Raw genomic sequence first — 25390 nt, 5'->3', positions numbered from 1 at the left:
TACTATCGGCAAACCCATGTGCCACTACACGCTGAAAAACTCCAAATCAGCCGCCAACCCGCGCCACTGCATCAGCCAATCGCCTCAAAAGGCCTTCGTGAGGGTGTGAACTGTCGAAGTTGGGAGGCAAGACGGAAGCGGGCTGGTGCATTCGCAAACACACCGACCGTGAGGGGTGACGGGACGGCCCGCCCCCTCACAAAGAAACGATCAATGCCGCTGGGAGGGTGGGGAGTCGCTAAGGAGGGGGACGTTGCTGCCGACCACGTGGGGGGCGTGGACGGTGAGGAGGTCGTTGGAGCGGGTGTTGGCGTCGTAGCCGTCGACACATTCGCGAAGTACCTCGCGCGCGGCGTCGCTGTCGTGAGCGCGGCAAGCGGCGTCGAAACGCTTCATACGGGCGTCCAGCTCCGACCAGGTGATACTGGCCTCGCTGGCGCGCATGATCATCGGGTGGGCGGTGCCGGATACGCTCTCGCCCAGCAGCAGCTCTTCGTAGAGCTTCTCGCCGGGACGCAGACCAGTGTAGACGATGCGCACATCGCCGTCCGGGGTGTCGTCGTCGGCCACGGTGTAGCCGCTTAGGTGAATCATGCGCCGCGCCAGGTCGTCAATCTTCACCGGGTCGCCCATGTCCAGCACGAACACCTCGCCGCCCTCGGCCATGGAGCCCGCCTGAATCACCAGGCTGGCCGCCTCCGGGATGGTCATGAAATAGCGCGTGACCTCCTGGTGCGTCACCGTCACGGGGCCACCTTTACTGATCTGCTCGCGGAACAGCGGCACCACCGAGCCGGAGGAGTCCAGCACGTTGCCGAACCGCACCATCGAATAACACGTGCTCGACCCGTTATCGGCCAAAGCCTGCAACACCAGCTCAGCGAACCGCTTGGTGGCGCCCATCACGTTAGGGGGCCGCACAGCTTTGTCGGTCGAAACCAGCACAAACCACTTCACCCCTACCCGTCCGGCGGCCATGGCCGCGCGGTAGGTGCCGAAGACGTTGTTCTGCACGCCTTCCAGCACATTCTCCTCGACGATGGGCACGTGCTTGTACGCCGCCGCGTGGTAGACCGTCTCTACCGCGAACCCGGCCATGACCCGCTCAAGCCGGCGCTGATGCGCCACCGAGCCAAGCAGGCTCACGATCTCGCAGCCGATGCCGTTCGCCTGTGCAACCGCCTGCAGCTCCTGAGATATCCGGTACAGCGCAAACTCCGACTGCTCGAACAGCAGCAGCTTGCGGGGCTCCTGAGTGAGAATCTGTCGGCACAGCTCCGAGCCAATGGAGCCACCGGCCCCGGTCACCATCACCACGCGGTCCTGAATGCAGCACTCCAGCAGGCGCTGGTCCGGCTCCACCGCATCGCGCCCGAGCACGTCGTCGATCTCCACCTCGCGGATGTCCTGTAACCGCGCGGCACCGGAGACGAGATCAACCATGCCCGGGATCGTGCGGATGTGCACGGGATACGGCTCCAGACTCTGCACAATCTCCCGCCGCCGCCCGCGCGGAACAGAAGGCATGGCCAGCAGCACGTGGCGCACCCCCTCCCGGCGTACCAGCCTGGGCAGCACCTCGGGCGATTTTACGGGGATACCATTGATCACACTGCGCTGAAGCGCCGGGTCGTCATCCAGAAAGGCCACTGGTTCGTGCTCGCGGGTGGCAAGCAGCGAGTTGGCGAGCTGCACGCCGGCTGCACCGGCTCCGTAGATCGCCACCGGCTCCCGCTCGGCATTGCGCTTGATCACCGCCTGGAACCAGGCACGCACCAGCACACGGCTGCCGCCGACCAACAACAACCCCATCAACCAGTAGATCACGTAGGTGGTGCGGGGCACGCCGTGCACGCCCACCAGCATCACGATCGCCCAGAACGCCAGCGTGGAGAGCGACACCCCGTAGACCACAGCCAACACCGCCCGGGGGCCCATGTACCGCACCATGGAGTGATACAGCCGCACGGCGGCAAACAGCGGCACACTCACCAGCGGCAGCGCCACCAGCAGCCACCAGTTCTCCAAGAGTGGGGATGAGAATGCCTGGCCCAGCCGCAGTGCGAACGCCGAGAGGGTCACCAAGGCCATGAGCACCAGGTCCGCCCCCACCATCAGCACCTGCTTCCAGCGGCGCGGGAGCTTGAGCAAGCGGCTCAAGAGGCGGTTCGCCAGCAGAACACCACTCATCGTTCCGCCCTGCACGTGTCGGCACGGTCAGCGCCATACGGGCACCACCCGGCAGCGCATCCTTTCGCAAGAACAGCCCGCATTTCCATGTACAACAGCCCTTCAGCAAGACTTTCCATTATGAGGATAGCGTTACAACGCTCACGCGTCCCCTGTCATTCCCAGCGCGCTGCAAAGCGTTCGAGTCGCAGTGATCATATCCGCCAACAATTGGTCGTCTCTCTCCAGGTATCCTTCGTACTCTGCCAGGTTCCGCCGCTCATGCGCTTTTGCGAGAACGCGCCACTGCCCAGCACTCAAGCCCGCACTTTCAGGTAGCGTCTGGAAAACCAGATACCGGTTGCTCGACCGATAACCTTTACGTCTCAAAGCATAAAGAGCCAGCGCGTGAGCCGCGTTATAGGCGAGATCGAATCGGCTTTCGAACGACAGGTTCGTGTGCTCCGCATCGGACAGCCGTGCCAGACCTGACTGCCGAAGCCCTTGTAGCTCACGATCCGAAGCGGGCTCGGTTTTTAGTTGGCCGATTCCTACCAGATTATCCAGCTTATCGGAGCTCATCGTCCGAGCCGATCACGAATAGACGAGAACGATTTGCGATGCGGGATACGAAACTGTCTGCTTCCAAGCATTTCTGCTGCCACTCCTTTGGCGTCATGACGTTCGGATTAACCGGGCGCCCCAGTGTTTCCTCGGCGCTCTGGAGCGCATCATACAACGCCGGATAATCGACATCGTGAGCAAGCACCATCAGATCGATGTCGCTTGTCGATCGGTCCTCTCCTTCAGCAACCGAGCCATAGACGAACGCTGCATAGATGCGCTCACGCAGCGGCTCGAGTGCCTGCCTCAGCGGCTCGACCAAGCCCACAGTCTTCCGGACCAGGCTTACCAGCTCATCGAAGATCGGAGAGTCCGGGTTCGCTTGATAATACTTCTGGCGCCCCTGAACCTCTACCCGAACCAGCCCACTCGCGGCAAGCCGCCCGAGCACCCGGTGAGTCGCCCCACTACCCGCTCCGGCTAGGCGAATCAGCTCAACACTCTGGTACCAACGCCTCGGCTGGCCAAACAGCAAGCCGAGGACACGCTGCTGCACGGATGTGAACAATGCATCCGCCAACCCGCTCGGCGCCCCAAGCGCACCATTAGAATCACGACTTCCCATAACGGGAATTATAATACCCTTTTTGGGAATTTAACGCACGCTCGCTACGCGTCCTTAATTTACTACGCGCTTGGTGGACCTGAAGGTCCACCATCCATTACCCCACCGTAGGAGCAACGCAAGTCGCGACAACCCCTCACTCCCCCAACACCGCCTCCACGGCATCGGCGATGGCGTTCATCGCGGTGGCGTCCATGGTGTGGTCTACAGGAAACATGATGCTGGTCTCGCCCAGCTCGCGCGCCACGGGCAGCCGGGGCTCGGGGCGGAGGTCGGTGTTGTCGAACGCCTTCTCCAGGTACACCTCGCTGCAACCACCGTGCAGGCAGGGCACACCGTAGGCCTGGATGGCCTCCACCACGGCATCCCGGCTCCAGCCCGGAGCAAGCTGCTCCGGCACCACGAACGCGTGGAACTTGTACCAAGCGTGGCCCGCCTCCTGGGGCGGGCGCGGCACACGCAGGCCCGGCAGAGTCTCCAGCCGATCCGCCAGCAGCTCGGCGTTGGCCCGCCGCTCCGCCAGCCACTCCGGCAGCTTGCCAAGCTGCACGCGCCCGATGGCGGACTGCATTTCGGTCAGCCGCCAGTTGGTGCCAAAGCTCTCGTGCAGCCACCGGAACCCGGGCGGGTGTTCGGTGTTGTAGACGGCATCCCACCCCTTGCCGTGGTCCTTGTAGCTCCAGGCGCGATGCCACGCCTGTTCGTCGCGCAGCAGCAGCATGCCGCCTTCGCCACCCGTAGACATGATCTTGTCCGTACAGAAGGAGAACGCGGCCGCGTCCCCCCAGCTCCCCACGGGCCGGCCATTCCACGTGGCCCCGTGGGCCTGGGCGCAGTCCTCGATCAGCGCCAGGCCATGCTCATCGGCCAGCGCCCGCAGCGCGCCCAGATCGCAGGGCCAGCCAGCCAGATGCACCGCGAGAATGGCGCGGGTCTTCGGCGTGAGCGCCGCGCGCACCGTCTCTGCCGTGATGCCGCCGGAATCCCGATCCACATCCGCAAACACCGGCCGCGCGCCACGCACCACAATACTGGAGGCCGATGCCAGAAACGTACGCGGCGCCACCACCACGTCATCACCCGGCCCGATGCCCAGCGCGTGCAGCGCCAATTCCAAGGCCACTGTGCCGTTGGCCACGGCCACCCCGAACGGCGCCTGATGAAATGCAGCGAACTCCCGCTCGAACGCCCGCCCCTCTTCGCCGTTCCAGTAATTCACGCGGCCGGAGCGCAGCACCCGCTCCACCGCTGCCCGTTCGTCTTCCTCAAACCGCGGCCAATCCGTCAAACCACCACCTCAGTTCCCACGATGTAGGAGCGGCTTCAGCCGCGACCGTCCAGAACATTTGATTCGATCACCCAACCACCGTCCGCCAGATATACCGAAGATCCTTCCAGAACGACCAGTGCTCCACATACTCCCGATTGATCCTTACCTTGTCGGGCCAAAGCACCTCGCGATTGTACGCCTCCGGATCCTCGGCATTGGCCAGCAACGTCTCCTCATCCCGGTACTTCAAGGTCGCGGGTCCGGTGATACCCGGCCGAATCGTGAGAACGATGCGGTCCTCTCCCTTCAGGGCATCGGCAAAGCCCGGCACGTCCGGCCGCGGCCCTACAAAGCTCATGTCGCCTTTCAGCACGTTGATGAGCTGCGGCAGCTCATCCAGCTTGGCACGGCGCAGCAGCCGCCCGACGCGCGTAATGCGCGCATCGCCGGAGGTGGTGACCGTGGTGTCTACCGACGGGTCCACTCGCATGGTGCGCAGCTTCACCACACGGAAAACACGCCCGTGCCGGCCCACCCGCTGCTGGGTGAAGAACCCGTTGGCGCCCGTGTCCACGGTCGCGACCAACCAAGCCAGCCCGATCAACCAGAACGTGAGCGCCAACCCAACGGCCGCTCCAAAAAAATCAAAGCCGCGCTTGAGCGCGGCTTGCAAGATAGTCAAACCACTCCGCATCATTGCCAGAAACTCAGTTCACTTCCAAGACCGGCGCATCTTGTGCCACAGGAGGAAACTCGATCAGCAAATACTCGTTCGGTAGTTCAGCCACAACCTCGAAGGTTGCAACCGCTTCGTGTGACCGCAACGAGGCTGAATTACGCCGGCTGATGGTTGAACGCGCTCGCAAGCCGGCGAGAGAGGCCTGCCAGTACAGATAACGGGCAATGAAACGCCCGAGCCCGAGGCCAGCGTAACTCGGGGCAACTAGCCGGCCAATAAAAGCCGAGCCGGTCGGCGCTACCTTGAGCAACGCATAAGCCACCAACCTGTCACCTATGAATAGGCCATAGCTCAGGAACGCTCGAGATGCCAACACCGCACCAAGTGACGCGCGGTCAAAACGATGGGGGTGAAAATGGCGCACATGGTCCTCAGGTTGCGCCGCCAGAAATCCGCGCAGGGCCTCCAAATCTGCCACCTTTAGTGATCGCATCACAGCCGGCTCGCCGGATACGGTGCCGTGTACCGTTGCTTGTTGCAAAGCCTGCTGAAGCCGGTGCCCAAACCGGGCCACAGTCAAACCTCGCGCCGCCTTTTCCATAAGACGGAACAGCATCGGAGCCCGGTATTTCACAAGATACGCTAGCTGTTCCACAGGGCCCAGCAGCCTCCGAACTCACCCAATGTTCTTCTGCGCCTCAAGCTGGCTCACCAGCCGCCCGCAGCAACACCTGCTCTAGCTGATCCGCCAGCACATCCCTGGAAAACCGTTCCTCCGCCAATCGACGGGCCTCAACCCCCGCCCGCCTCACCCACTCTGGGTTATCAGCCAACGCAGCCACTTTCTCAGCCCCATCGGCCGGATCAGCGCCGAGCTGAACGCCAGCGCCGGAGGATTCGAGAAGCTCCGGGTGCCATCCCCCGTAATTCACCGCCATACAACACCCTGCGGCAAGCCCGTCGAAGAATTTATTCGCAGAGTTCGCTTCCATTTCCTTCAGAGGGATGAACAACGATGTTGCAACATCAGTGGCCGCCAGCACGTCCGCCATTTCCGCCTTAGAGACTTTCGGCAACATCCTAAGGTTAACGCCTTGGACACCCAGCTCACGAGAAAGCGAGTCTGCCTTCTCTCTCTCCTGCCCATCACCGACCAAGAGAAAGTAAACGCGATCATCTCCCACAAGCTCATGGGCCACCCGAACCAGATACTCCACCCCGTTGATGCGGCCGAATGTGCCCCCGTAGGTCACCAGCAAGCGGTCTTGCGGTATGCCATGCCGCTCTCGGAACGCTCGACCTCGCTCCTCGTCAGGTGAGAAAACATCCAGGTCACTGCTGTTCGGAATCATTGAAATGCGATCAGGACTCACACCCGCCTTCTCGATCCCCTCTCGCATACCGGGCGACAGTGCAACAATCGATTCCGACCTCGCGTACGCGAAGCGCTCAAGGCGCCGTGCGGCGTGCTGAACAAGCGGGTTCTCAAGAGCGCCGATAGCAATTGGTAGCTCGGGCCAGAGATCCCTCACCTCGAACACCATAGGAACCCGCCTGCGCCACGAAGCAAACGCCCCTGGAACCGCAATCGTCAACGGCGTACTCGTAGCAAATACGACATCTGACTCCAGTGAAGCGGCCTTCGCTGCCGCATTCCAAGCAAACCTCTGAAACGCTCGGATCCGCTCCCTGAACCCCATGCGATTAGAGTAAGGTACTGGCAACCAGTGCACCCGAACACCGGATTCTTCCGTCTCGAACCAACTGCTTTGGTCGGTCGCCTCCCGCCAAGAGGTGATCAAGTTCACCTCATGCCCTTTCGCCACCAAGCGACGGGCCATCTCGTATGAGCGTGTACCTCCAGCCATGGCGGGAGTGTTGAAGTACTGATGGAGGTAATTAACTTTCATATCTCAACAACCTATCACCCTCACACGGACCCGACACGCTCTATACATAATACCGATCTAAAAACAACCTCCCTTCTTCAGTAGCATCTATTATCTCCTTCTCGAAACACTTTGGGCTGAACCTTCCATACCCGCCCTCAGGGTAATGAGATACTTCACCAAACACAATTTCATCTTTTGCAATGTAAAAATCAACCCTACAGAATTGGAAGGGCATCGCAATCCGCTCGGCCGCTTCCAACATTTCCGTCAATCGCTCAGGTCGCTCAATTTTTAGGTCATAACTTGGATACTCGAACTCCACATTCAACTCATTCCACTCCACATCAAACAATGATCTACGATGATTTGTAAAGCGATCACAGTCGACTTGGATCATTTTTGCTTTTCCAAAAACAACGAAAACCTTGTAATCACGCAACTCAATGTCAGGCAAATCGCTTTCTACAACCTCTTCAATATAAATCCGAGGCCTCACATACTTATATGACCACTCCACCGCCGCTTCGTTAAACTTTTGGGTAAGGGCCAGATCAAAAGACTCCACGACATCCGGCGGAACCTTCGCGCCCTTATTAAAAAAATAATTGTAGCCACAACTGTGGTTTGTTTTAATGAACCCGGAACCCTCAAATGATTCCAGATCCAACCCCGAAAATGTTCTTGCGACCCGATAAACTGTCGGTGTTTTCACCCATGGTGCGTGCCTCTCAACCCACAGTTTTGCTAGTAACTTATCCTGCGTAAGCGAAACTTCAGAAAACCGCTCATATAATTTCGAGTTATTTATTAATGCGTTTAACGTTCTCTTATGCAGAGGGTTCACAACCGACCTTCCACGGAAAACCGGATATACGAAAACCCTGATAAACTCCGGAATAATCAGAGAAAACACTCTCTTCAATAAGAACCTACCCTTGCTCGCCGCCTTCATTTACCCCCCCCCCCAACAAGCTCATGCCACACTTTCTCATATTTACGCATAGAAACATCACCGGAAAAACTGTCAACAATAGTTTTCCGGCCTTCACACCTCATACCCGCAAGTGCTCGATCATTTTCAATTAACTGTGTTATGGCCCTCGCAGCAGATCCTAAATCCTTTTCGACTAAAACCCCGTTAACGCCATCCCTCACAAGCTCCTGAATTCCCGGAGTCCTTGTCGTGATAGGAACCGCTCCTAAAAACATCGCCTCTTTAACTATATTTGGCAGCCTCTCACCTTTACAGCTCGTCAAGCATAATAAAAACGACGCCTTAGAAAGTGCGTTAAATATCGTATCTTGAGCCTGGTGTCCATGCATCGCAACACTGCTTTCTAGCCCCAAACCTAAGATCGTATCCTCAATCCTCGCCTTCTCGGGGCCGTCACCAAATACGTCTAAAAAACTCTCCGGATATTTCTCCAAGATCAACTTAAAGTTTTGGAGAGCTTCGAAAACCCCCTTGCAACGCGTGAGCCGACCCGCGGAAACGAACGACAGGCGTTTTCTCCCAGCCGTCGTATACCTTTCGAGCCCACTCAGATCTACACCACGATGCACAACATTTACTTTTGCCCCACCGCATCCCCTAAGCCTCTTAATTCTCTGAACATTCTCGTATGTATGCGTAAAAATCGCATCGGCCATCGACAAGAAACTTTTCGTTGTACCGAGATTTTTCTCTAAATCATACGCCCCTAAGAACATAGTAACGGGTGTACCATCAAGTTCACTCTTTATCATAAATCCAACAATCGCCGGATAATGCCCCCAGAAGAGGTGAACAACATCGGGGGCGTCTCTTTTTAAGCGCGCTATAATAGAAAGAGATGAAATACAGACGTAGACTGACTTGAGCAATTCGCCTATAGAACTTGATTCCTTAAAAATCCAAGGAAGCGAACGCAACAAAAGTTTGAAATAAAAAGGAATAAAAGCACATGCGAACAAGAGGCTTGAATACCGAACAGCCGGGGCTTGCCTTTGATCTTCCTTCTTTGCGTTCTCTTGGACCGGACGACGCATACTGTAGACGGTTACCTGATGCCCTAGCCGTCTAACGCTGCCAATATCCGTTAACGCAAATGTTTCGCTCTTAGCGGGAAACTGGGTAAAAACGTAAGCTATCTTCATTTCTATGGAAAACCACTAAGCACATTAAGATACTTTTGAGACATATTTTCCACTGTGTATTTTAATGATTGCGATATCACTTTCTCTGAATCGAAATCTTTGAATGCTCCGGTCTCGAAAACTGCATCCAGCATGGCTTCCGCTATACGATAATGATCATGTACCGGAACCAATGCACCATACTCTCCATAACCTAATATTTCTGGTGGCCCCCCATCACATTCAGTGCTTACCACTTTTGCCCCAGTGGACAAGGCTTCGACGAGAACATTCCCGAAGCCTTCGTATCTAGAAGTTAGCACGAACGCTTCGCACGCCAAGTAATACGGGAAAGGATTTTCTACAAATGGAATAAACTCAATTTTGTTCTCTATGCCTAGCTCCTCCGCCTCCAACGACAGTTCACTTTTGAGGGGGCCAGATCCGATAATTATCATTCTTGCGGAACGCAGTTTCTGAGACACAATTTGGAATGCAGCCAGCAGAAGGCTATGATTTTTCTGTGGATGAAGTCGACCAACAGCTAGAAAGACATGAACGTCGCTGCTATTTAGCCAATCATTCTCAATGGCATCGTGAACTTTTTCTTCTAGAACACGCCAACCGGGTAATACCGGATTCGCAATGACGTGAGTCTTAGCTCTAGAAACAATCCGTCTACTTACCAGATCATTCGCAGTACCATTCGAATTGCAGATAACGGCAGAAGACTTTCCATAGGCCAATTTCAAAAGTAAAAAACGCCCCAAACGACTAAAAAAACTACGCCTTGCAACCGCATGAAGAGTGTTCGCTTCTCTTAGAACTATATTCTTTTTCAAAAAAATTGATGAGAAACATAGAAGTATATTAATGTCTCTCTTAGCACCAACATAGGCCTCCGAGTCGTCTTTCCGAAGAAACCTACGCAAACTGAGAACCCCCCATCGAGCGCGCGTATTTAGATTGACAACCTTGATCTCTGGGTCGAGATCTGAGTCATATGGCCCAGAAGATTTCAATACTAAAAACGTAACTCTATGGCCCCTTTTCGCGAAATCATTCGCAAGATTCACGGCCACTTTCTCCGCGCCACCCGCTGCGAAAGAAGGACACAAGATGGTAATCTTCATTCACACCCCTTCCCTTGGTTCTAAACTCAGGGCAAGACAGCCGCCGCTAACACGTATCTGCGTCGTAGGTCGGTAACATAATCTTTACGTTTCAACGGCGACTCAGGGTGTCAGCTCGCTTTTCCGTGACCTACACTTACGAAGGAAATGCAACCCAACAAGGATCAATACTAGAAAAATAAACGGCATATTGGTTCTAACGAAATGACTTGGATCCGCATAAATCACTCCAGTCAAAACAACTTTAAGTATAATAGCTGCAGCCATGGAGTCCCTCACCGGTTGGTGTCTAATCTTCCTCAGTAGAACTGATATTAACAGTATAGCCCCCCCCCAATACACGCCAACGGCCATAGAACCTAAAATTGGGTCTCCCTGCATCACACCTAAAGTCAACAAGTCCACAGGAATTGTTCCGCCATGCTCAGCCCCCCCTCCTTCTCGAATAAGCGAGGTATTATAGTTAAAAGCGGTCGTGAATCCGTCGGAGTGAAGCGAGGTAGGAAGTACATACATCGGCATCATTAGAAAGTCGATCATCCCGCGGAACGTTCCCGCTTCAAGATGCCCCATTGTACTGGCAGCTGGGTAGCTAAGATAAGATGCCAGCAAATGGATTACGCCACTATCGTGGGTCCGAAATAGAATAGAGTGAGCCCATACGAAAAAGGGAAGCGCAATCGCAATGGCCGGCGTAGCAATTGCTAATAGAAATGTCTTTCGGAGGTGCAGAATTAGGGCCAGGAATATAACGAACGGATAGATAATTAAATTAAGGCGAGCCCCGGAGCTCCACATAATCATCATATATACAAAAGAACTCGCAACAAAAACGAGAAACGTTAGAAAGGAGAATCTCTGAAGAAGACACCCAAAGAGTATCACGCCTACCACCAAGAAAAGTTCCATGAAAGGCCGCAAAAAACTGAATGGATTATCAACCTCAATTCGACCGGTTCTAATCCCTCTTGCACTTTCTAAATACCCCCCGACCCCTCCGTATGCAGCAGCGAATAAGTAAAGCACTAAAAGTGCAATCAAAAAAACACTCAAACCTACACGGCGCCATAACCGTTCCATTTCCTGCCTATTACGAAATTCGACTCTCTTCTCTGAATAGCAGTGCGGTTCCTTGGCCATTGTCGCCAGGCCGAGGGCTACTGTCAGGGCGACGCTGCCAAAAAATACGCCACTTAGCCCAATGTACGCGACAACGTCTCGCAGAGTATTAGGGAGTAACGGTGCCCAGTCAGAATAGACGTACCCATGATTATTTAAAATCAGCACCGCGGGAAAGACAATAAAATAGTAAAATAATATAATCGCCACACCCCAAAAAACAAAGTAGTTATCTTTCTTTGGAATGAGTCGGGGAGAAATGATGCCTGTGCAAAATAAGCCAACCGCGATTACGGCGACAAGCAGAACATTAACATCCACTAGATTTCACTCTTGGTATCAATTGGGCCGACCCAGTACCGGCACGATACGTAATGTCAATCATGAGCACTTTGCACTCCGTCTTTAAACTACTTTAGGAAATAATTCTTTCCCTTATTATTTATCTCTATTTTCTCACCAAATTTTCTATCATATTCTCGCGGATAAAACGGCCCCATACCAGATCCTGGGTAGTTGGTTATTTCGCCGAAGTAGATGTGATTTTCGACACTATACAAATCGACGCGAGCATAGCCTAATGGCTCGGCTAGTTTACGAGCTATCGAAAGCATTTCTAGCAATCTCTTGGGTTTCTTCGGCATAGGCCCCATTGGATACTCAAACTCAACTGGTATCTTCTCCCATTTATAAGGGTCGATAATTGTTCGTTTATGATCTATCGATCTGTCAAAGTCTACCTGCAAGAAAATACAATGGCCATTGGAAAAATGAAATTTATAGTCAGCCGGTATCGCTCCGCACTCATCCCGCAAGAGCTTTTCTACGAGAATGCGTCTTTCAATAGCTTGATAACACCATTCTCTTTTTTCTATGCCATAATCTGTTCTTAGCCACGACCAACATATGTCAATCAAAATTTCGCTTGAAACTGGAGCGTCTGACGTGCACACAATGTTGGTTCCTGATCCGTGGTTAGCTTTGACAATATAATCACCTGGAATGCTATGGAAATCTATCTCCTCCGGAGAGCCCGCTACCGCAAGAAGTGGAATAAGTATTTCCTCGGCTTTTTCATCTCCGAGAATTTCGCGAACGTAACCCCTTACCTCAACTTTGTCAGCCACCTTGGCTAGGAGCCTATCTCTTTTATAGATTTTCATCGCCGATATTTTTTCGTTAAATGTATTTGGTCGCACAAAGCTGGGCCAATAACCAACACGACAATAGAAGTACATCTTATTGAACCAATGCGCTAGATAAGGGTCAACAGTTCTTATCCACTTCGAGCGGGATATTTTCATTATTATTTTTCTCGCATATTTTTCTTTCTTGCCATTCACAGAGAGCCACCACTTAGAGCATTGTGAGTCATTCATGCTTTTCCATCTATAGATTAATTCTTAATTTTTTTGCACGGACAATTTAATAAGTATTTAAAAAAACTTCGATCAAACAGTCGCTTTTCTCTTACTCCACGCTACAGACAATCGCGATAGTTCGAGTGTATCCATATACAGTATGCAGGAATAGTAGAAACTCTAGCGACGACGGAAATGTACAGGCGATGGTTCCCATTTGATGTCCAGATCACATCGCCTTTTCGTCCCAGGTGCACAAAAAGAGGGTCCAAGAAAGGATTTCTTAGAGATGGCGACTTTATCCCTCTCGTTGCTATCTGGTCATATAGGCGATCATACGTTTCGACATATATCGCTTCCAACTCCTCTAAAGTGCGAGCCCCTTTGACCTTTTCCCCTCTGTTTAATCGAGGATAATACCTTTCCGCGAATAAATCCGTATCTACCCATCGGCGGCCTTCACAGTACCTTTGCACAATCCCGGAATACTTAGAACTATTCGCTGTGACATCACGCCATGGCCTTGCATGCAAGTCCCAATCACCACTCCGTACCGTGTTCAACCAAGCAGGATACGTTGTTAGCTTATCTTCAAGAAAGCCGCTGATTCGCTTTATCTCGACACAATAGGGTTTTGAAACTAGGCAATGAAAGTGTCTTGTGGCCCGCTTGGAAAGAAGCATCAACACCCTATATTTATATAGTTTAGTTAAGATGATTGGCATGCAAACTCTCAGATGAGAGTCTACACTCTTTCCGTATTGGCCATCACATCCGCGGCGAGCTCACGCGATGGGAGTGGTGGCAAACGTAAGTGCATTGTTTCCTACAATAGCGGATAGTGTTAGATGGGACCTCGCGACAAGTGGCCGCAATGCAGGGCGCAATCTTCGCAACCAGCTGTTTGCCTCCTCCACCGGTCTAACCACCCACCACCACCGCGGATTGCCGGACGCCTTTACCAGCGATAGGTTCACAACCTGGCTGGCGAGGCTGTTGTCGACTACATGCAGCACTTCTGGGGCGAGAAGTGCTGGCAGCATACATTCCAGATTGATCTCTCATAGCTGACGCGCTGCGGGTTGCGCATCGGTGCTAGTGGTGAACTGCTACTCGCCTAGACGGCGGAGCCGACCGAGATTCTTACAGCGGTGGCACCGGAGTACTGCAGATTGGGCCGGAGTTAAATAGGAGCATCCGTCCGCGGTTTACAGGGCTTTCATTGTGGTCAGTAACGCGGCATTGAGACACCTTGGACTCAAGAATCTAGTGCAACGGATTTTGAGAACGCATGAAGCTCTTCGTTCATGGCCTCTTCGGGTGTTTTCCAGCCGAGCGTTTTGCGGGGGCGCTGATTGAGCAGCCGCGCAATGTCGTTGAGCTGGGTCTGGCTAGCTTCGCTGAGATCTGCACCTTTGGGCAGGAACTGGCGCAGCAGGCCATTGGTGTTCTCGTTGCTGCCGCGCTGCCACGGCGCGTGCGGATCGGCCAACCAGGTATCGCGTTTCAAGCCCCGGGCCAGTTCGGCATGACAGGCCATCTCGCTGCCCCGGTCGTAGGTCATGCTCTGGCGCAGGATCGCGGGCAGGTAGCCCATCTGCCTGGAGAAGCCCTCCAGGGCGGCTTCAGCAGTGGTGCCGTTCATTGCGCTGAGCAACACGAAGCGTGTCTTGCGCTCGACGACGGTGCCCACCGCCGAACGGTTGAACGAGCCCTTGATAAAATCGCCTTCCCAATGGCCAGGCATCAGGCGCTGTTCGATCTCTTCGGGTCGGTGGCGGATGCGCAGCGACTCCGGAACCATGGAGCCGCCCGCCGGCGTTGTTCGCCGCTGGCCTCTTTGGCTCTTGGCTCGGCGCAGGGCATCGATCTGGAGTTACCCCGTCTCAGTGGACAGGTTCGGATTTGAGTTCATGGACACGTTCAGCATGCAGTCGCTCGTAGTTCACGGGTGACATCTGCCCGATTGCGGAATGACGCCGATGCGGGTTGTACCAGCCTTCGATGAACCGGAACACCTCCAACCGCGCCTCGGTGGGATTGCGGAATCGACGGCGATCCAGCAGTTCGCACTCCAGCGTGGCGGAGAAGCTCTCCGCCATGGCGTGGTCGAAGCAATCACCGACCGGACCCATCGAAGGGCGTACGCCTTTCTCCCGGCAACGAGTGCCGAACGCAATCGAAGTGTACTGGCAACCCTGGTCGCTGTGATGGATGAGACCATCAGGCTGACGCTGCCACAGAGCCATCTCCAGGGCGTCGAGCACCAGATCCGTGTTCAGGTGCGTGGCCATCGCCCAGCCGACCACACGGCGGCTGAACACGTCCAGAACGATCGCCAGATGCAAGAACCCACTCCAAGTCGGGATATAGGTGATGTCCGCCACGTAGAGTTCGTCGGGTGCATCGGCGGAGAAATCCCGCTCCACCAGATCCGGCTCACCCCGGTGGCCTTCATCGCGCACCGTCGTGAACACCCCCTTGCGACGGCTCACGCCCTGAATGCCGGCACCACGCATCAACCGGGCGACCCGCTTACAGCCAATGCGCCAGTTCTCGTCCTTGAGATCTTCATGGAGCCGCGGTGCCCCGTAGCTGCCATCAGAGCGTTTGTGCAGGGCTGTGATTCGCTCTGTGAGCGCCGCATCGGTGATCTCCCGCTGGGACGGCCCACGGTTGCGCCACGCGTAGTAGCCGCTGGGGGAGACGCCCAGCACCCGGCACATGGTGGCAACAGTGTGAAAGGCGCGGTTCACTTCGACGAACCTGAAGATCTCGGTGGCACAGAATCGGTCTCCCGAGCGAACCAGGCCGCGGCCTTTGACAGGATCTCCCGCTCCTCACGCAGGCGTTTATTCTCTTGACGGAGGCGCCGTAGCTCATCCTGCTCGGCCGACGTGGGACCATCATGCCGGACGCCGGCATCACGGTCGGCTTGGGCAACCCAGTTCACGATGGTCTGCGCCGAGGGCTCAAACTCCTGGGCCAGCTCCCAGGGCCTACGCCCGCTGCGTACCAGATCGATCATCTGTTGCCGGAACTCCGGCGGATACGGTGGTCGACTTCGTGGCATCTTGACCTCCTGCTCTTCCTCAAAGGGTCAGATGTCCACCGAAGCGGGTCAACTCCAATCATCGCCTTGCGCAGCGTCCCTTTCGGGTAGGCATAGATGGCCGCGTAAATGGTCTCGTGGCTGACGTGCTTGTCGGGATCATCGGGGTACATGGTTCTGAGTCTGCCGGCGATCTGCTCCGGAGACCAAGCTCTGTGGATCAACCGATCGCGCACCCAACCGTGAAGCCATGTGCCGTCCACCAATTTCTGGCCCCGCCCGCAGCGGCTGCGCCGCGCCCTGTACGCCCGCGAAGCTTGCGTCGGGCAATGCGCGCCTGTGGCTGGCGAGTACCCACGCCGCAGTTCACGACTCACAGTCGCTGGGCAGCGGCCAATCCGATGGGCCGTCTTTCGAATGCTCGTGCCCCGTTGGTGTTCACAGAAGATCACGGCGCGCTCTTCACTGCTGAGGTGTCGGTATTCGGCATTCATCGCAACAGCCTACCTCCCAAGGAGTCAGGTGTTGCACTTGAAGGTTAAGCCTAAGCACCCACCCTGAAGAGGGGCTTAAAGGGCGCCGCGCTGCCGAACTGGTGCTCGGGCAGATGGAAGGCCACGGCAGAAAGTAGACCCTTACGGACTTAGACGTACGGTCGCTAACGCGCTCGACGCCGTCCTCGTTGCTACTGCGCGTTTAAGGAAACACTGAACAAATCCCATGGCGCCGCGGAGCCCCATGGGAATTGTTCAGTGTTTCCCTAAATGTTCGGCCCCGGTAGTGATCGCCAACGTAATCCACGGCCGAGACTTGGATCCCTCAGTTCGGGCCACTAGGTATTGGATTATTCGGGACGGATAATTTGTTTCCCAACGGGTCAAGTGTTGCACTTGAAGGTTGAACCTAAGGTCTTCTGAGTTCCAGAAGAGCCTCTGCCTGTAAGCCATTATTCGTTAACTAACGCTCTTTTGTTCTTAAGGCCGCCTTGGGAGAGAGTTAGAATTTGATCGCATTTTTCTATCGTGGATAACCGATGAGCGATCATGATGACAGTCTTTTGCTTGGATAGAGTTTCAACAGCCTCCATCAAAGCCGCTTCGGTTTCATTATCCAAAGCACTTGTGGCTTCATCGAAAACCAACACAGCCGGATCATGATACAGAGCTCGGGCAACCCCTATACGTTGGCGCTGCCCCCCTGAGAGCCTTACGCCTCGTTCACCCACTACGGTGTTATAACCATCTATCATTTCCGACGAGATGAAGTCGTCCAGCTGAGCCATTTGCGAACACCTTTGCACTTGCGCCATGTCGACTTGATCAGGTGGCACACCTAATGCGATGTTTTCCGCCACCGTGGAATCAGTGAGGAATATATCCTGCGGTACATAACCCAGTGCATTCTGCCAAGCGCGCAAACTATTTCCGTTTAAGGGCTCTCCATCCACAACGATTTCACCATGAGTAGGTTCGAGCAACCCGAGGACGACATCAACTAACGTTGTCTTACCCGAGCCGGAGGGGCCGATAATTCCTAGGCTAGATCCCACTGGTATCGTTAGGTTGATGTTGTGCAGAGCATACTTTTCTTGATTCGGATAGGAATAGCTCAGTTTACGGAGCTCGATACTATTTTTAGGCTGCAACGCTTGCGAAAACTTCTTATGTAACTCAGCAAGGTTACTTCGATTCACGAGGTCGTGATGAATTCCATCAACTGCCGCTCGCCCGAACCGAAGCTTCGCCATGCCCGTGTAAACATGCTGGGCCGCTGGCAACATTTTGTAGCCGGCAAAGGCGTAAAGGCCGAGGATGGGGAGCACATTGCCCAGGCCATCCGATCCTGCGCCGCCGTGAGACACCATGAGTGCCACACTGAGCACAATCATCCCGCCGAAGGCCACCGCCTCGATGGCGAACTTCGGTACCTGCGCGAGCGTCTGGTTGGTTGCCTGCGCTGAGGCCTGAAGCGTTGACGGGGTCTCAAAGCGTTTCAGATAAGCGTGCTCACGGCCGAGGAGTTTGATGTCTTTAATGCCACCGAGGGCCTCCCCAGCCGCTTCGAACCGCTCCCGGTTGGCTTCACGGCGGCGCCGGCCGACCCGCCCGAGGAGGCCGCGCACGGCTAGGAAGATCAGCCCGTAGGTGCCACCGATGACCACGGCCACGCCGGCCGATATCAGCGGGTCGACAGCAATGAGCAAGATGATTAATGCCAGCGCGACGACGCCGTAAGCGACCATTTTCATGCCCGGTCGAAAGACATTCTGCACAAGCTGATCAACTTCCGAGAGAATGCTCTTCGCCATGTCGCCGCTGTGGCGGTCGAGGAAGAACTCGTAGGGCTGTCGCAGGTAGGTTTCCAGCAACTTTTTGCTGATACTGTGACGCCGCATCTCGATGAAACGGTTCATGGCGTAATATGTGATCGTGCGGAATGCTGCGGAGAATACAATGAGGGTGAACGCGGCGATGCCAAGCGCGAGCAGGAAGCTGTCGACGCTCTGGAATCCGAACGTATCGTAGACCGTGGCCAGCACGGGATTGGTCTGCACCACTTCGGGGTTGCCGAGCACGCTGAGGAACGGCATTAAGGAGGCGACACCGGCGGTCTCGAGGCACGCCATGATGATGACCATGACCATCACCAGGGCGCCGCGTTTCTTCTCCTTGGGGGTGAGGAGCGCGAGGATTTTGGCGAATAGGGTCATTTGGGTCCGTGAGCCGTTTGGTTTGGATTGGTGGACGTGAACGTCCACCCTACGCGGGTGTGGGGTGGCGTTGGTGGAGGTATTCCGCAAATTGGGCGCCTAGTTCGGGGTGCTCCAGGCCGTATTCGACGGTGGCCTGGAGGTAGCCGAGTTTGCTGCCGCAGTCGTAGCGCGTTCCCTGGAACTCGTAGCCGAGGACGCGCTCGCGTTGGAGCAGCGTGGCAATGGCGTCGGTGAGCTGAATTTCGCCTTTGCCGTCGGGTGGCGTCTCGGCGAGGTGCTCGAAGATCGCGGGTGTGAGCACGTAGCGACCCACCACGGCAAGGTTGGACGGGGCCTCTTCCGGCGCGGGTTTCTCAACGATGCGCTGCACGGAGGAGACGCCGTCGGCGAAGGCGTTGGCTTCGATGACGCCATATTTCTGTGTGTCATCCATGGGCACGGGTTCGACGCCAAGGATGGAGCAGCTGTGCTCGTCGAACTCCCGGATCATCTGGGCGGTCACTTTCTCGCCGTGGCCATCGATGAGGTCGTCCGCGAGGATGACGGCGAATGGCGCATCGCCCACCACCGGGCGGGCACAGGACACGGCGTGGCCGAGGCCAAGGGGCTCTGACTGCCGGATGTAGGTGCAGATGACGCCGGCTGGCAGTGTGCTGCGCGCAAGCTCCAGAAGCGCGTGCTTACGCTTGGCCTCCAGCTCGGCTTCCAGCTCATAGGCCTTGTCGAAGTGGTCTTCGATGGGGCGTTTGGTGCGCCCGGTCACAAACACCAGGCGCTCGATGCCGGCGGCCACGGCTTCTTCCACCGCGTATTGGATAAGCGGCTTGTCGACCACCGGCAGCATTTCCTTGGGGCTTGCCTTGGTGACCGGCAGGAAGCGGGTGCCGAGGCCGGCGACGGGGAAGACGGCGGTTTTTACGGGTGCGGTCATTTGTCGGTTCGTTTTATTAGTTGGATTCGGGTTGGTGGACGTGAACATCCACCCCACGAGTGCATGTTCGATTTACACGCGCCGCGCTCGGGCATTGCTGACGAACTCCGTTAAGAACGCCGCGAAGAGGCCGAGCATGCCGCCGAGGACGACCGAGAGTGCCACGATCAGGCTGCGCCCGGTGCCGACTGGGCTGTCGGATTCGTTGGCCACGAAAAGCTGCTCTGTGCCGTGGCTCGCGTCGCGGATGGCGGTGAGCGTCGACTGTGCATCAACGCGGTGGCGGCGCAGCTCGGTCATTTCGCGGCGCAGGTCGCCCAATTGCTGTGCGAATACCAGTGTGGTCACGCCATCTGCTCCTTCGACCCGTTCGTTCAGGGTGTCGAGCTGCACCTGCAGGACGTCGATCTGCTCGTCGTACATCGCGATGCGGTTCTCGAATGGCTCGGCACTCACGGCCAGCCAGCGCTCGTAGCGGGACGCGAGGCGGTCGTCCAGGGCGGCGATGATGGCCTCGTGCAGCGCGGCCACGGCGTTGGCGTTGGCCGGCTGGCTGGTGGTCTCGAGGGCCAGCCCGTGCTCCCCTCCCCGCTCGATCACCTGCGCCCCTGCGCCGCCGGCTCTGTCGCCGAAGAGCCGCTCGCGCTGCGAAGGGATGATGACGTCTTCCAGTGTTGCGATTGCCGTCTCTCGGGGGATAACGGTTTGGAGCCCGCTCTCGGGGTGGTAGACCCGCGGCAGCTCGAGGCCCGACCGGTAGCGGTGCTCCACGGGTTGCATCATTGCGTATGCGAAGCCGGCCACAACGACCAGAAGCGCGACGCTGACGAGAACCGGAAAGCGCCGGACCAGGACGTCCCAGAGGTCGTAGAGGCTGATTTCGTCATCGTGGCGGTCGACACGCTCGAACTCCGCATCCTGCCTGTTGCGACTGGCCGGCCGCGATTGCTCCGACATGAAGGCTCTCCGTTTGCAAACAAACAGCGTGAGCCTTAAGCATGTGCCGGGTTACCGGGATTCGCCACTCGTTTCAACCTGACGACGCCGGCCTAGGCACGGCGGGCGCGGGCGTTGCTGACAAACTCCCAGAAGAAGACGGCGAACAGGCCGAGCATGCCGCCCAGGACGACGGACAGGGCCATGATCAGTGAACGGCCGGTGCCTATCTGGTCGATGGAACGGACGCCGACGAAGCTGGCCTCGGTGGGTGCAAGACCGCCGATGTCGGCTTCGATGTCGCGGATACGCCGCTCGGTGTCGCGGCGCTCCTGCTGAAGATCGGCTTCCATGCGCGCAAGCTCGGTCTGCTCGCTGCGGACGGTGCGATGCTGAACATCGATGCGGCGCTCGTAGCGGGCCTCAAGATTGTCCAGCTCCAACTGCAGGGATTCCAGCTCGTCGTCAACGCGGTCGCGCTCTTCCGTCTTCTCGGCGATGGTGGAGCGCAGGCTGTCTCGCTCATCGGCCAACTCGAAGTTGAGCTCATCCTGGAGCTTGTCGAGGCGTCGCTGGACTTGGGAGACCTCGGTTGTGCTCAGGAAAAAGGCAAGGTTGGAATCGTCGCCGGAGGCGTTGGTGAGCTGCGTGCGGGCATCGCGGAGTTCGCTGAGGTGGCTCTCAGCGATGCCGATGCGCCCTTCAACAAGGTCGGCACGATCGTCGATACGCTCAAGCTCGGCTTCTGCGGTAGCACGCTCGCGCGCAATGGCGGATTTCCGGCGCTCCAGGTCGCGGATGCTCGCGGTGAGCGAGGCCTGGGCCTCTTTCTGGTCGATGCGCAGGGATTCGATCTCATGCTCTGCGTCTTCGATCGCCTGCTTGTGGCTTTCCCGCCGGGAGGCCAGGACGCGGTCGTCGTTGAGGTACTCGAGCTCGTCTTCCAGTGATTCCAGGCGGCGCTCCAGGTTGCTGCGGCGGGCTTCGATCACGTCCAGGTGCGCTTCTTCGAGCTGGTTCGCGATCCGGGAGTGGAGTTCGTGGATGGCGTCTTCGCGATCCGCAACTCCGTCGGTACCCAAGACAATCAGCGCGCTGTCGTCACCTCCATCAACGGAGACACGCGGCACGCTCTCCATCTCGCCGCTCAGTTCCACACGCACGGAGGGAATGATGCCTTCGCGCAGCCGGTTCCGCGCTTCGGAGGGCGACTCGATCAGCCCGTTTTCGGTGTCGACGCTGCCAATCTCAAGACCTGACCTGAACTGGTAGGCGGGCTCCTGATTCAGGGCATAGGCGAGGCCCAGGAGAATGGTGAGCACAAGCACGCCGAGAATGACGTACCACCGGCGCTCGAGGACATCCCACAGGTCGTAGAGGCTGATTTCGTCATCATAGCGAGCGGGGGCGTCGAATGCGGCATCGGAGCGTTGCAGTTCGTGAGGAGGTTTCGAGTGGTCCGTCATAACAATGCGCTTTCCAGGAGTATTGGAACTTTGGGCACGCTACCGCCTGAGGTATTGCTCCCCATTCGCGCCATACCCACCCATGTGAACCAGCCGACCCGTTGATCGTGTCAACGATCAGGCCCTTCGCCGAGGGCTTGGCGGGTCTCGACGAGATCACTTCGGAGCTCGTCAATTTCTTGTTCTATGAGCGCCTTGTGGCGCAGCTTGCGCTCGAGGACGACACCTGTCAGAGCGGAGAGCTCGTAGAGGCCCAGACGACGCACCTCATACCGCTGCCGTCGGCTCGGGCCGAGCGTCACCTTGACCAGCCGGCTGTCGGCCAACTGCCTCAGTGCCACATTGATGCGCCCAACGCTCACACCAAGCGCCACTGCAAGAGTGCGCTGATTGGTCTCAGGGCAAACGCGCAGCGCCTTGAGCAGTGCATAGCGGAGTTCATCAGATGGCATGGTCAACCTGTGGTGTGTTCAACAGCTGAACAGCCTGAACGCAAGGTCGGCATTGAAGCCGATCCCACCACAATTTACAACCCGTTGTGTCACGCAGTGTGAATGGGTTAGCAGTATAGCTGTTACTGCGCCCAGTAATGCTGCCCTCGCGCCGCGTTGACGTTGCGGGGATGCTCATGGCCGCGCTGCAGCCAGCTCCAGCTGATGCCGATGAGCACGTGGGGCTCCATGGCCTCGGTGGGCATGACTGCATTGACGCGCAGCCCGCTGGGTCGCTCAGCAGAGGGGATCCTGATGAACGTATCGACCAGCGGGTAGGCAACGAAGAGATGGTGGCGCGCATTTCGCTGGCGCTCTGATGCGCTTCCTCGCGGCTCCCGCCAGGGCCGGCACCGTAGTAGTCGTTACCATCGAAACTCATGTGAGTCGTGTTCGGCGTGAGCGTCCCTCCTAAGGTTCTGTGGTGGTGTCGGCGCCTTCGCCGTCGGGGCGGGTGTCGTCCAGGTCGGCGCTTTGGGGGAGCCGGGCCGGGAGGCGGCTGAGATTGTTGAGTGAGGCCAGGTGCGCGTAGATCCAGCCCATGTAGCCCTCGCGCAGCAGTTCGCCCACTTTGCCGTCGGCGAGTTTGCGCAGGCGGTCTTCGTCCACCACGCGGAAGCCGCGCAGGGCGTAACGGGCGCCGCCGGGGGTGGTGACTTCCAGGTCCCGCTCGATGAGTAGCTCCAGTTCGTTAAGGCGCTCGACGAAGGTGGCGGTCTGCAGCATCTCGGCGCGGTAGCGTTGCAGGAAGTCGATGATGCGGTTGAGAAACGGTGTGTACTCGCCGCTCTCGTCGAACAGGGCTTCGCCGTCATCGCTGTTGAATGGGGGGTAGCTTTCGTCAAAGCACACGGTGAAGTTGTCGCGCTCGTCGCCCTTGGCGAACACGAAGGGGTAGCGGCGGATGAATGCGGGCACGTAGGTGTTGGGCTCCCACTTGCCATTATCGGCAATGAACAGGTTCTCGCTCTCCCGCAGCCCCAGCAGTGCCACCGGGCCACCCTCGGCGCCGCCGGCAAAGATTACCGGGTAGTCGCGGCAGGCCTGAAAGAATTCGGTGGCGGCCAGGGGCACGTAGTGGGTGCCGGCGGCGAAGTTGGCCTCGCCGTCGGCGGACCTGAGCTTCAGGGTCCGGTGCTTGTCCTTGTTCAGCGGGGCGATACGGTTGTAAAGCAGCATGGCAGCCTCTCGATGATTTCGGGTGATTCTCAGCCACCCGCCCAGCTGGCGGAGATGGTGGCTTCGATGCGGTAGGAATCCTGGTCGGCCTCGACGTTGCGCATGGGCACCCCCACGGCGATCTCGGCACTCAGCCACGACGGCCCCTGCCAGCCGATGCCGAACCCGCCGCTGAAGGCGGCCTCGCGGTTGGGGCTGGTGTCGTTGATGTAGCCGTGATCGACAAAGGCATAGGGCGCGAGCCGCTGGAAGCCCAGGTAGCGCGCCTCGGTGTTGACGTAGTAGCCACGGGCGCCGGCGAGCGCGCCCTCGGCGTAGCCGCGCACGCTGTTGGGCCCGCCCACCTGGAACAGCAGCGGCGACGGCACGGCGTCGTCACGGCTCCACTGCCAGGCGCCACGCAGGGTGAACAGGGTGTCTCCCTGCGCCACGGCATTCAGGCTGGCGGCACCGTCGAGAAACCAGTAGCTGCGCTCACCGCCGTCGATGTCTTCGATCTGCGCATATTTGGCGCCGTGGCGCATGGTCCACTGGCTGCTCGGCAGAAACCCGGTAAACCGCAAAGCGGCCGCGACGCGGTCGGTGGTGAACTCGCTCAGCGGCTGGCCTTCGATGGTGGTCTCAGACTCGCTGCGGCTGGCCCGCAGGGAGAGATCCCGCCACAGGGCGTCGGTGCGCAGCAGGGGCTGGTCGAAGGTGAGCTGGGTCATGGTGGAGTCGCCTTCCACGTCCAGCTCGCTGAACGGCCCCTCGATGATCTCGATTTCGCCCCGGGTATGGCGCACTTCCACGCGGCCGCCGTGGCGGTTCACAGGCACCTGGTAGGCCACGGAGGCGTTCTCGGCACCCTCGGACTGGAGCGCCAGGATGCTGAGCCGGTCGCCGAAGCCGAGGGGGCTGAACATACCCAGGTTGACTCCTGCGCGGCGTTCGCCGGTGGTCTCAGAGCCGTGGTTATCAGCGAATGCCTGTGCGGTGTAGCGCGGCGGCTCCTGCACCTGGAGCAGGATGTCGGTCTCGCCCGCCTCCTGGCCGGCGCGCAGGGAGGCACCCGCGCGGATGTCTTCGGTGCGGTTGAGCCGGGTGATGGACTCCCGCAGGGCGACCACGTCCACCACCTCGCCACGCTCCAGCGGGGCGATGCGGTCGCGCACGTAAGACTCGCTCACGCGCTGCTGTCCGGCCGTCTCCACCTCGCCCACGCGCCCTTCCACGAGCTCCACGCGCAGCACGCCATCCTCGATGCGCTGGGGCGGAATGATGGCCCGCGCGGTGACGATGCCCTCGGTGGCGTAGATGTTGTTGATCCAGCCGATCATGCGGTTGAGCGCGGCAAAATTCACCAGCCTGTCGGTGTAGCTGTCGGCGATGCGCTGGAGCCGCTCTGGCGGGATGAACAGGGAGTCGGAGAACTCGATGGCCTCCAGTACGAAGAGGTCGTCGGTCTCCGGCAGGTCGCCCTCTCCGCTGGGGTCGGCGCCGGTGATGACGGGCTCGTCGTCGGGGCGCTCCCGCTCGCGCCGCCGTTCTTCGCGCCGGTCCAGCTCCTGCTGCAGCCCCTCCTGCAGAAACCCCGCATCGGGTGCACCGGCGCCCTGCTGCCCGTGAGCCGGTGCCACGGCACCGAGTGTGGCGACGAATACGCCGGGCAGCACCGCCCGGCGCAGCGGCAGCCGCCGCGCCTTTGCCATCCAT

22 protein-coding genes and 1 pseudogene are annotated in these 25390 nt (G+C 57.7%); all 23 read right to left on the bottom strand.

Annotated features, from left to right (window positions below):
* Positions 1–210 precede the first annotated feature (210 nt).
* Positions 211–2190: a polysaccharide biosynthesis protein gene (locus ACNSTU_RS15930; RefSeq protein WP_418212660.1), complete on the bottom strand. Its 1980-nt coding sequence runs from the start codon at positions 2188–2190 to the stop codon at positions 211–213.
* Positions 2191–2331: 141 nt separating this feature from the next.
* Positions 2332–2751 (bottom strand): hypothetical protein, encoded by a 420-nt coding sequence (locus ACNSTU_RS15925; protein ID WP_418212659.1) that lies wholly within the window; start codon positions 2749–2751, stop codon positions 2332–2334.
* Entirely contained in the window at positions 2738–3289 is a 552-nt protein-coding gene (locus ACNSTU_RS15920) for a nucleotidyltransferase domain-containing protein (RefSeq protein ID WP_418212658.1), read from the bottom strand. The genes ACNSTU_RS15925 and ACNSTU_RS15920 overlap by 14 nt, the downstream gene beginning before the upstream one ends.
* A gap of 205 nt (positions 3290–3494) precedes the next feature.
* The gene (locus ACNSTU_RS15915) at positions 3495–4646 is read right to left on the bottom strand and encodes a DegT/DnrJ/EryC1/StrS family aminotransferase (protein WP_418212657.1); all 1152 of its coding nucleotides are present in this window, start codon (positions 4644–4646) and stop codon (positions 3495–3497) included.
* Positions 4647–4713: 67 nt separating this feature from the next.
* Complete coding sequence (locus tag ACNSTU_RS15910) at positions 4714–5325, bottom strand: sugar transferase (protein ID WP_418212656.1); 612 nt, start codon at positions 5323–5325, stop codon at positions 4714–4716.
* A gap of 10 nt (positions 5326–5335) precedes the next feature.
* Positions 5336–5962 carry a GNAT family N-acetyltransferase gene (locus ACNSTU_RS15905; RefSeq protein WP_418212655.1) on the bottom strand — a complete coding sequence of 209 codons (627 nt, stop codon included), beginning with the start codon at positions 5960–5962 and terminating at the stop codon, positions 5336–5338.
* A 43-nt stretch (positions 5963–6005) separates the two neighbouring features.
* Entirely contained in the window at positions 6006–7217 is a 1212-nt protein-coding gene (locus ACNSTU_RS15900; protein ID WP_418212654.1) for a glycosyltransferase family 4 protein, read from the bottom strand.
* A 40-nt stretch (positions 7218–7257) separates the two neighbouring features.
* Positions 7258–8151 carry an ATP-grasp fold amidoligase family protein gene (locus ACNSTU_RS15895; RefSeq protein WP_418212653.1) on the bottom strand — a complete coding sequence of 298 codons (894 nt, stop codon included), beginning with the start codon at positions 8149–8151 and terminating at the stop codon, positions 7258–7260.
* Positions 8148–9335: a glycosyltransferase gene (locus ACNSTU_RS15890; protein WP_418212652.1), complete on the bottom strand. Its 1188-nt coding sequence runs from the start codon at positions 9333–9335 to the stop codon at positions 8148–8150. The genes ACNSTU_RS15895 and ACNSTU_RS15890 overlap by 4 nt, the downstream gene beginning before the upstream one ends.
* Positions 9336–9337: 2 nt before the next feature.
* Positions 9338–10447 carry a glycosyltransferase gene (locus tag ACNSTU_RS15885; RefSeq protein ID WP_418212651.1) on the bottom strand — a complete coding sequence of 370 codons (1110 nt, stop codon included), beginning with the start codon at positions 10445–10447 and terminating at the stop codon, positions 9338–9340.
* 102 nt (positions 10448–10549) lie between these two features.
* Complete coding sequence (locus tag ACNSTU_RS15880; RefSeq protein ID WP_418212650.1) at positions 10550–11887, bottom strand: hypothetical protein; 1338 nt, start codon at positions 11885–11887, stop codon at positions 10550–10552.
* An 89-nt stretch (positions 11888–11976) separates the two neighbouring features.
* Positions 11977–12909 (bottom strand): ATP-grasp fold amidoligase family protein, encoded by a 933-nt coding sequence (locus ACNSTU_RS15875; RefSeq protein WP_418212649.1) that lies wholly within the window; start codon positions 12907–12909, stop codon positions 11977–11979.
* A gap of 1276 nt (positions 12910–14185) precedes the next feature.
* Positions 14186–14788, bottom strand: coding sequence for an IS30 family transposase (locus tag ACNSTU_RS15870; protein ID WP_418212661.1), 603 nt, complete (start codon positions 14786–14788; stop codon positions 14186–14188).
* A 25-nt stretch (positions 14789–14813) separates the two neighbouring features.
* A protein-coding gene (locus tag ACNSTU_RS15865) for an IS3 family transposase (protein ID WP_418212648.1) occupies positions 14814–16000 on the bottom strand; the annotation gives its coding sequence in 2 pieces (ribosomal slippage) (positions 14814–15742 and positions 15742–16000; 1188 coding nt in all).
* A complete protein-coding gene (locus tag ACNSTU_RS15860; RefSeq protein ID WP_418212647.1) occupies positions 15952–16473 on the bottom strand; it encodes a transposase in 522 nt (173 codons plus the stop codon). Before ACNSTU_RS15860 ends, ACNSTU_RS15865 begins: the two co-directional genes overlap by 49 nt.
* A gap of 452 nt (positions 16474–16925) precedes the next feature.
* Complete coding sequence (locus ACNSTU_RS15855; protein ID WP_418212646.1) at positions 16926–18689, bottom strand: ABC transporter ATP-binding protein; 1764 nt, start codon at positions 18687–18689, stop codon at positions 16926–16928.
* A 49-nt stretch (positions 18690–18738) separates the two neighbouring features.
* Positions 18739–19623 (bottom strand): UTP--glucose-1-phosphate uridylyltransferase GalU, encoded by an 885-nt coding sequence (gene galU, locus ACNSTU_RS15850; protein ID WP_418212645.1) that lies wholly within the window; start codon positions 19621–19623, stop codon positions 18739–18741.
* A 72-nt stretch (positions 19624–19695) separates the two neighbouring features.
* Positions 19696–20580 (bottom strand): hypothetical protein, encoded by an 885-nt coding sequence (locus ACNSTU_RS15845; RefSeq protein ID WP_418212644.1) that lies wholly within the window; start codon positions 20578–20580, stop codon positions 19696–19698.
* A 1256-nt stretch (positions 20581–21836) separates the two neighbouring features.
* A pseudogene (locus tag ACNSTU_RS15840) lies at positions 21837–22025 on the bottom strand (Wzz/FepE/Etk N-terminal domain-containing protein); the annotation flags it as partial.
* Positions 22026–22135: 110 nt separating this feature from the next.
* The gene (locus ACNSTU_RS15835) at positions 22136–22477 is read right to left on the bottom strand and encodes a winged helix-turn-helix transcriptional regulator (RefSeq protein WP_418212643.1); all 342 of its coding nucleotides are present in this window, start codon (positions 22475–22477) and stop codon (positions 22136–22138) included.
* 122 nt (positions 22478–22599) lie between these two features.
* Positions 22600–22722, bottom strand: a complete 123-nt coding sequence (locus ACNSTU_RS15830; protein ID WP_418212642.1) for a hypothetical protein — start codon at positions 22720–22722, stop codon at positions 22600–22602.
* Between the two features lie 205 nt (positions 22723–22927).
* Complete coding sequence (locus ACNSTU_RS15825) at positions 22928–23695, bottom strand: SapC family protein (protein ID WP_418212641.1); 768 nt, start codon at positions 23693–23695, stop codon at positions 22928–22930.
* Positions 23696–23724: 29 nt separating this feature from the next.
* Positions 23725–25386 carry a ShlB/FhaC/HecB family hemolysin secretion/activation protein gene (locus ACNSTU_RS15820; protein WP_418212640.1) on the bottom strand — a complete coding sequence of 554 codons (1662 nt, stop codon included), beginning with the start codon at positions 25384–25386 and terminating at the stop codon, positions 23725–23727.
* Positions 25387–25390: the final 4 nt, after the last annotated feature.

This window comes from Aquisalimonas sp. APHAB1-3 (assembly GCF_048323695.1).
GTDB lineage: Bacteria > Pseudomonadota > Gammaproteobacteria > Nitrococcales > Aquisalimonadaceae > Aquisalimonas.
The sequence above is the reverse complement of the archived record's forward strand: the minus strand, read 5'-3'. Positions and strand labels throughout refer to the sequence as shown.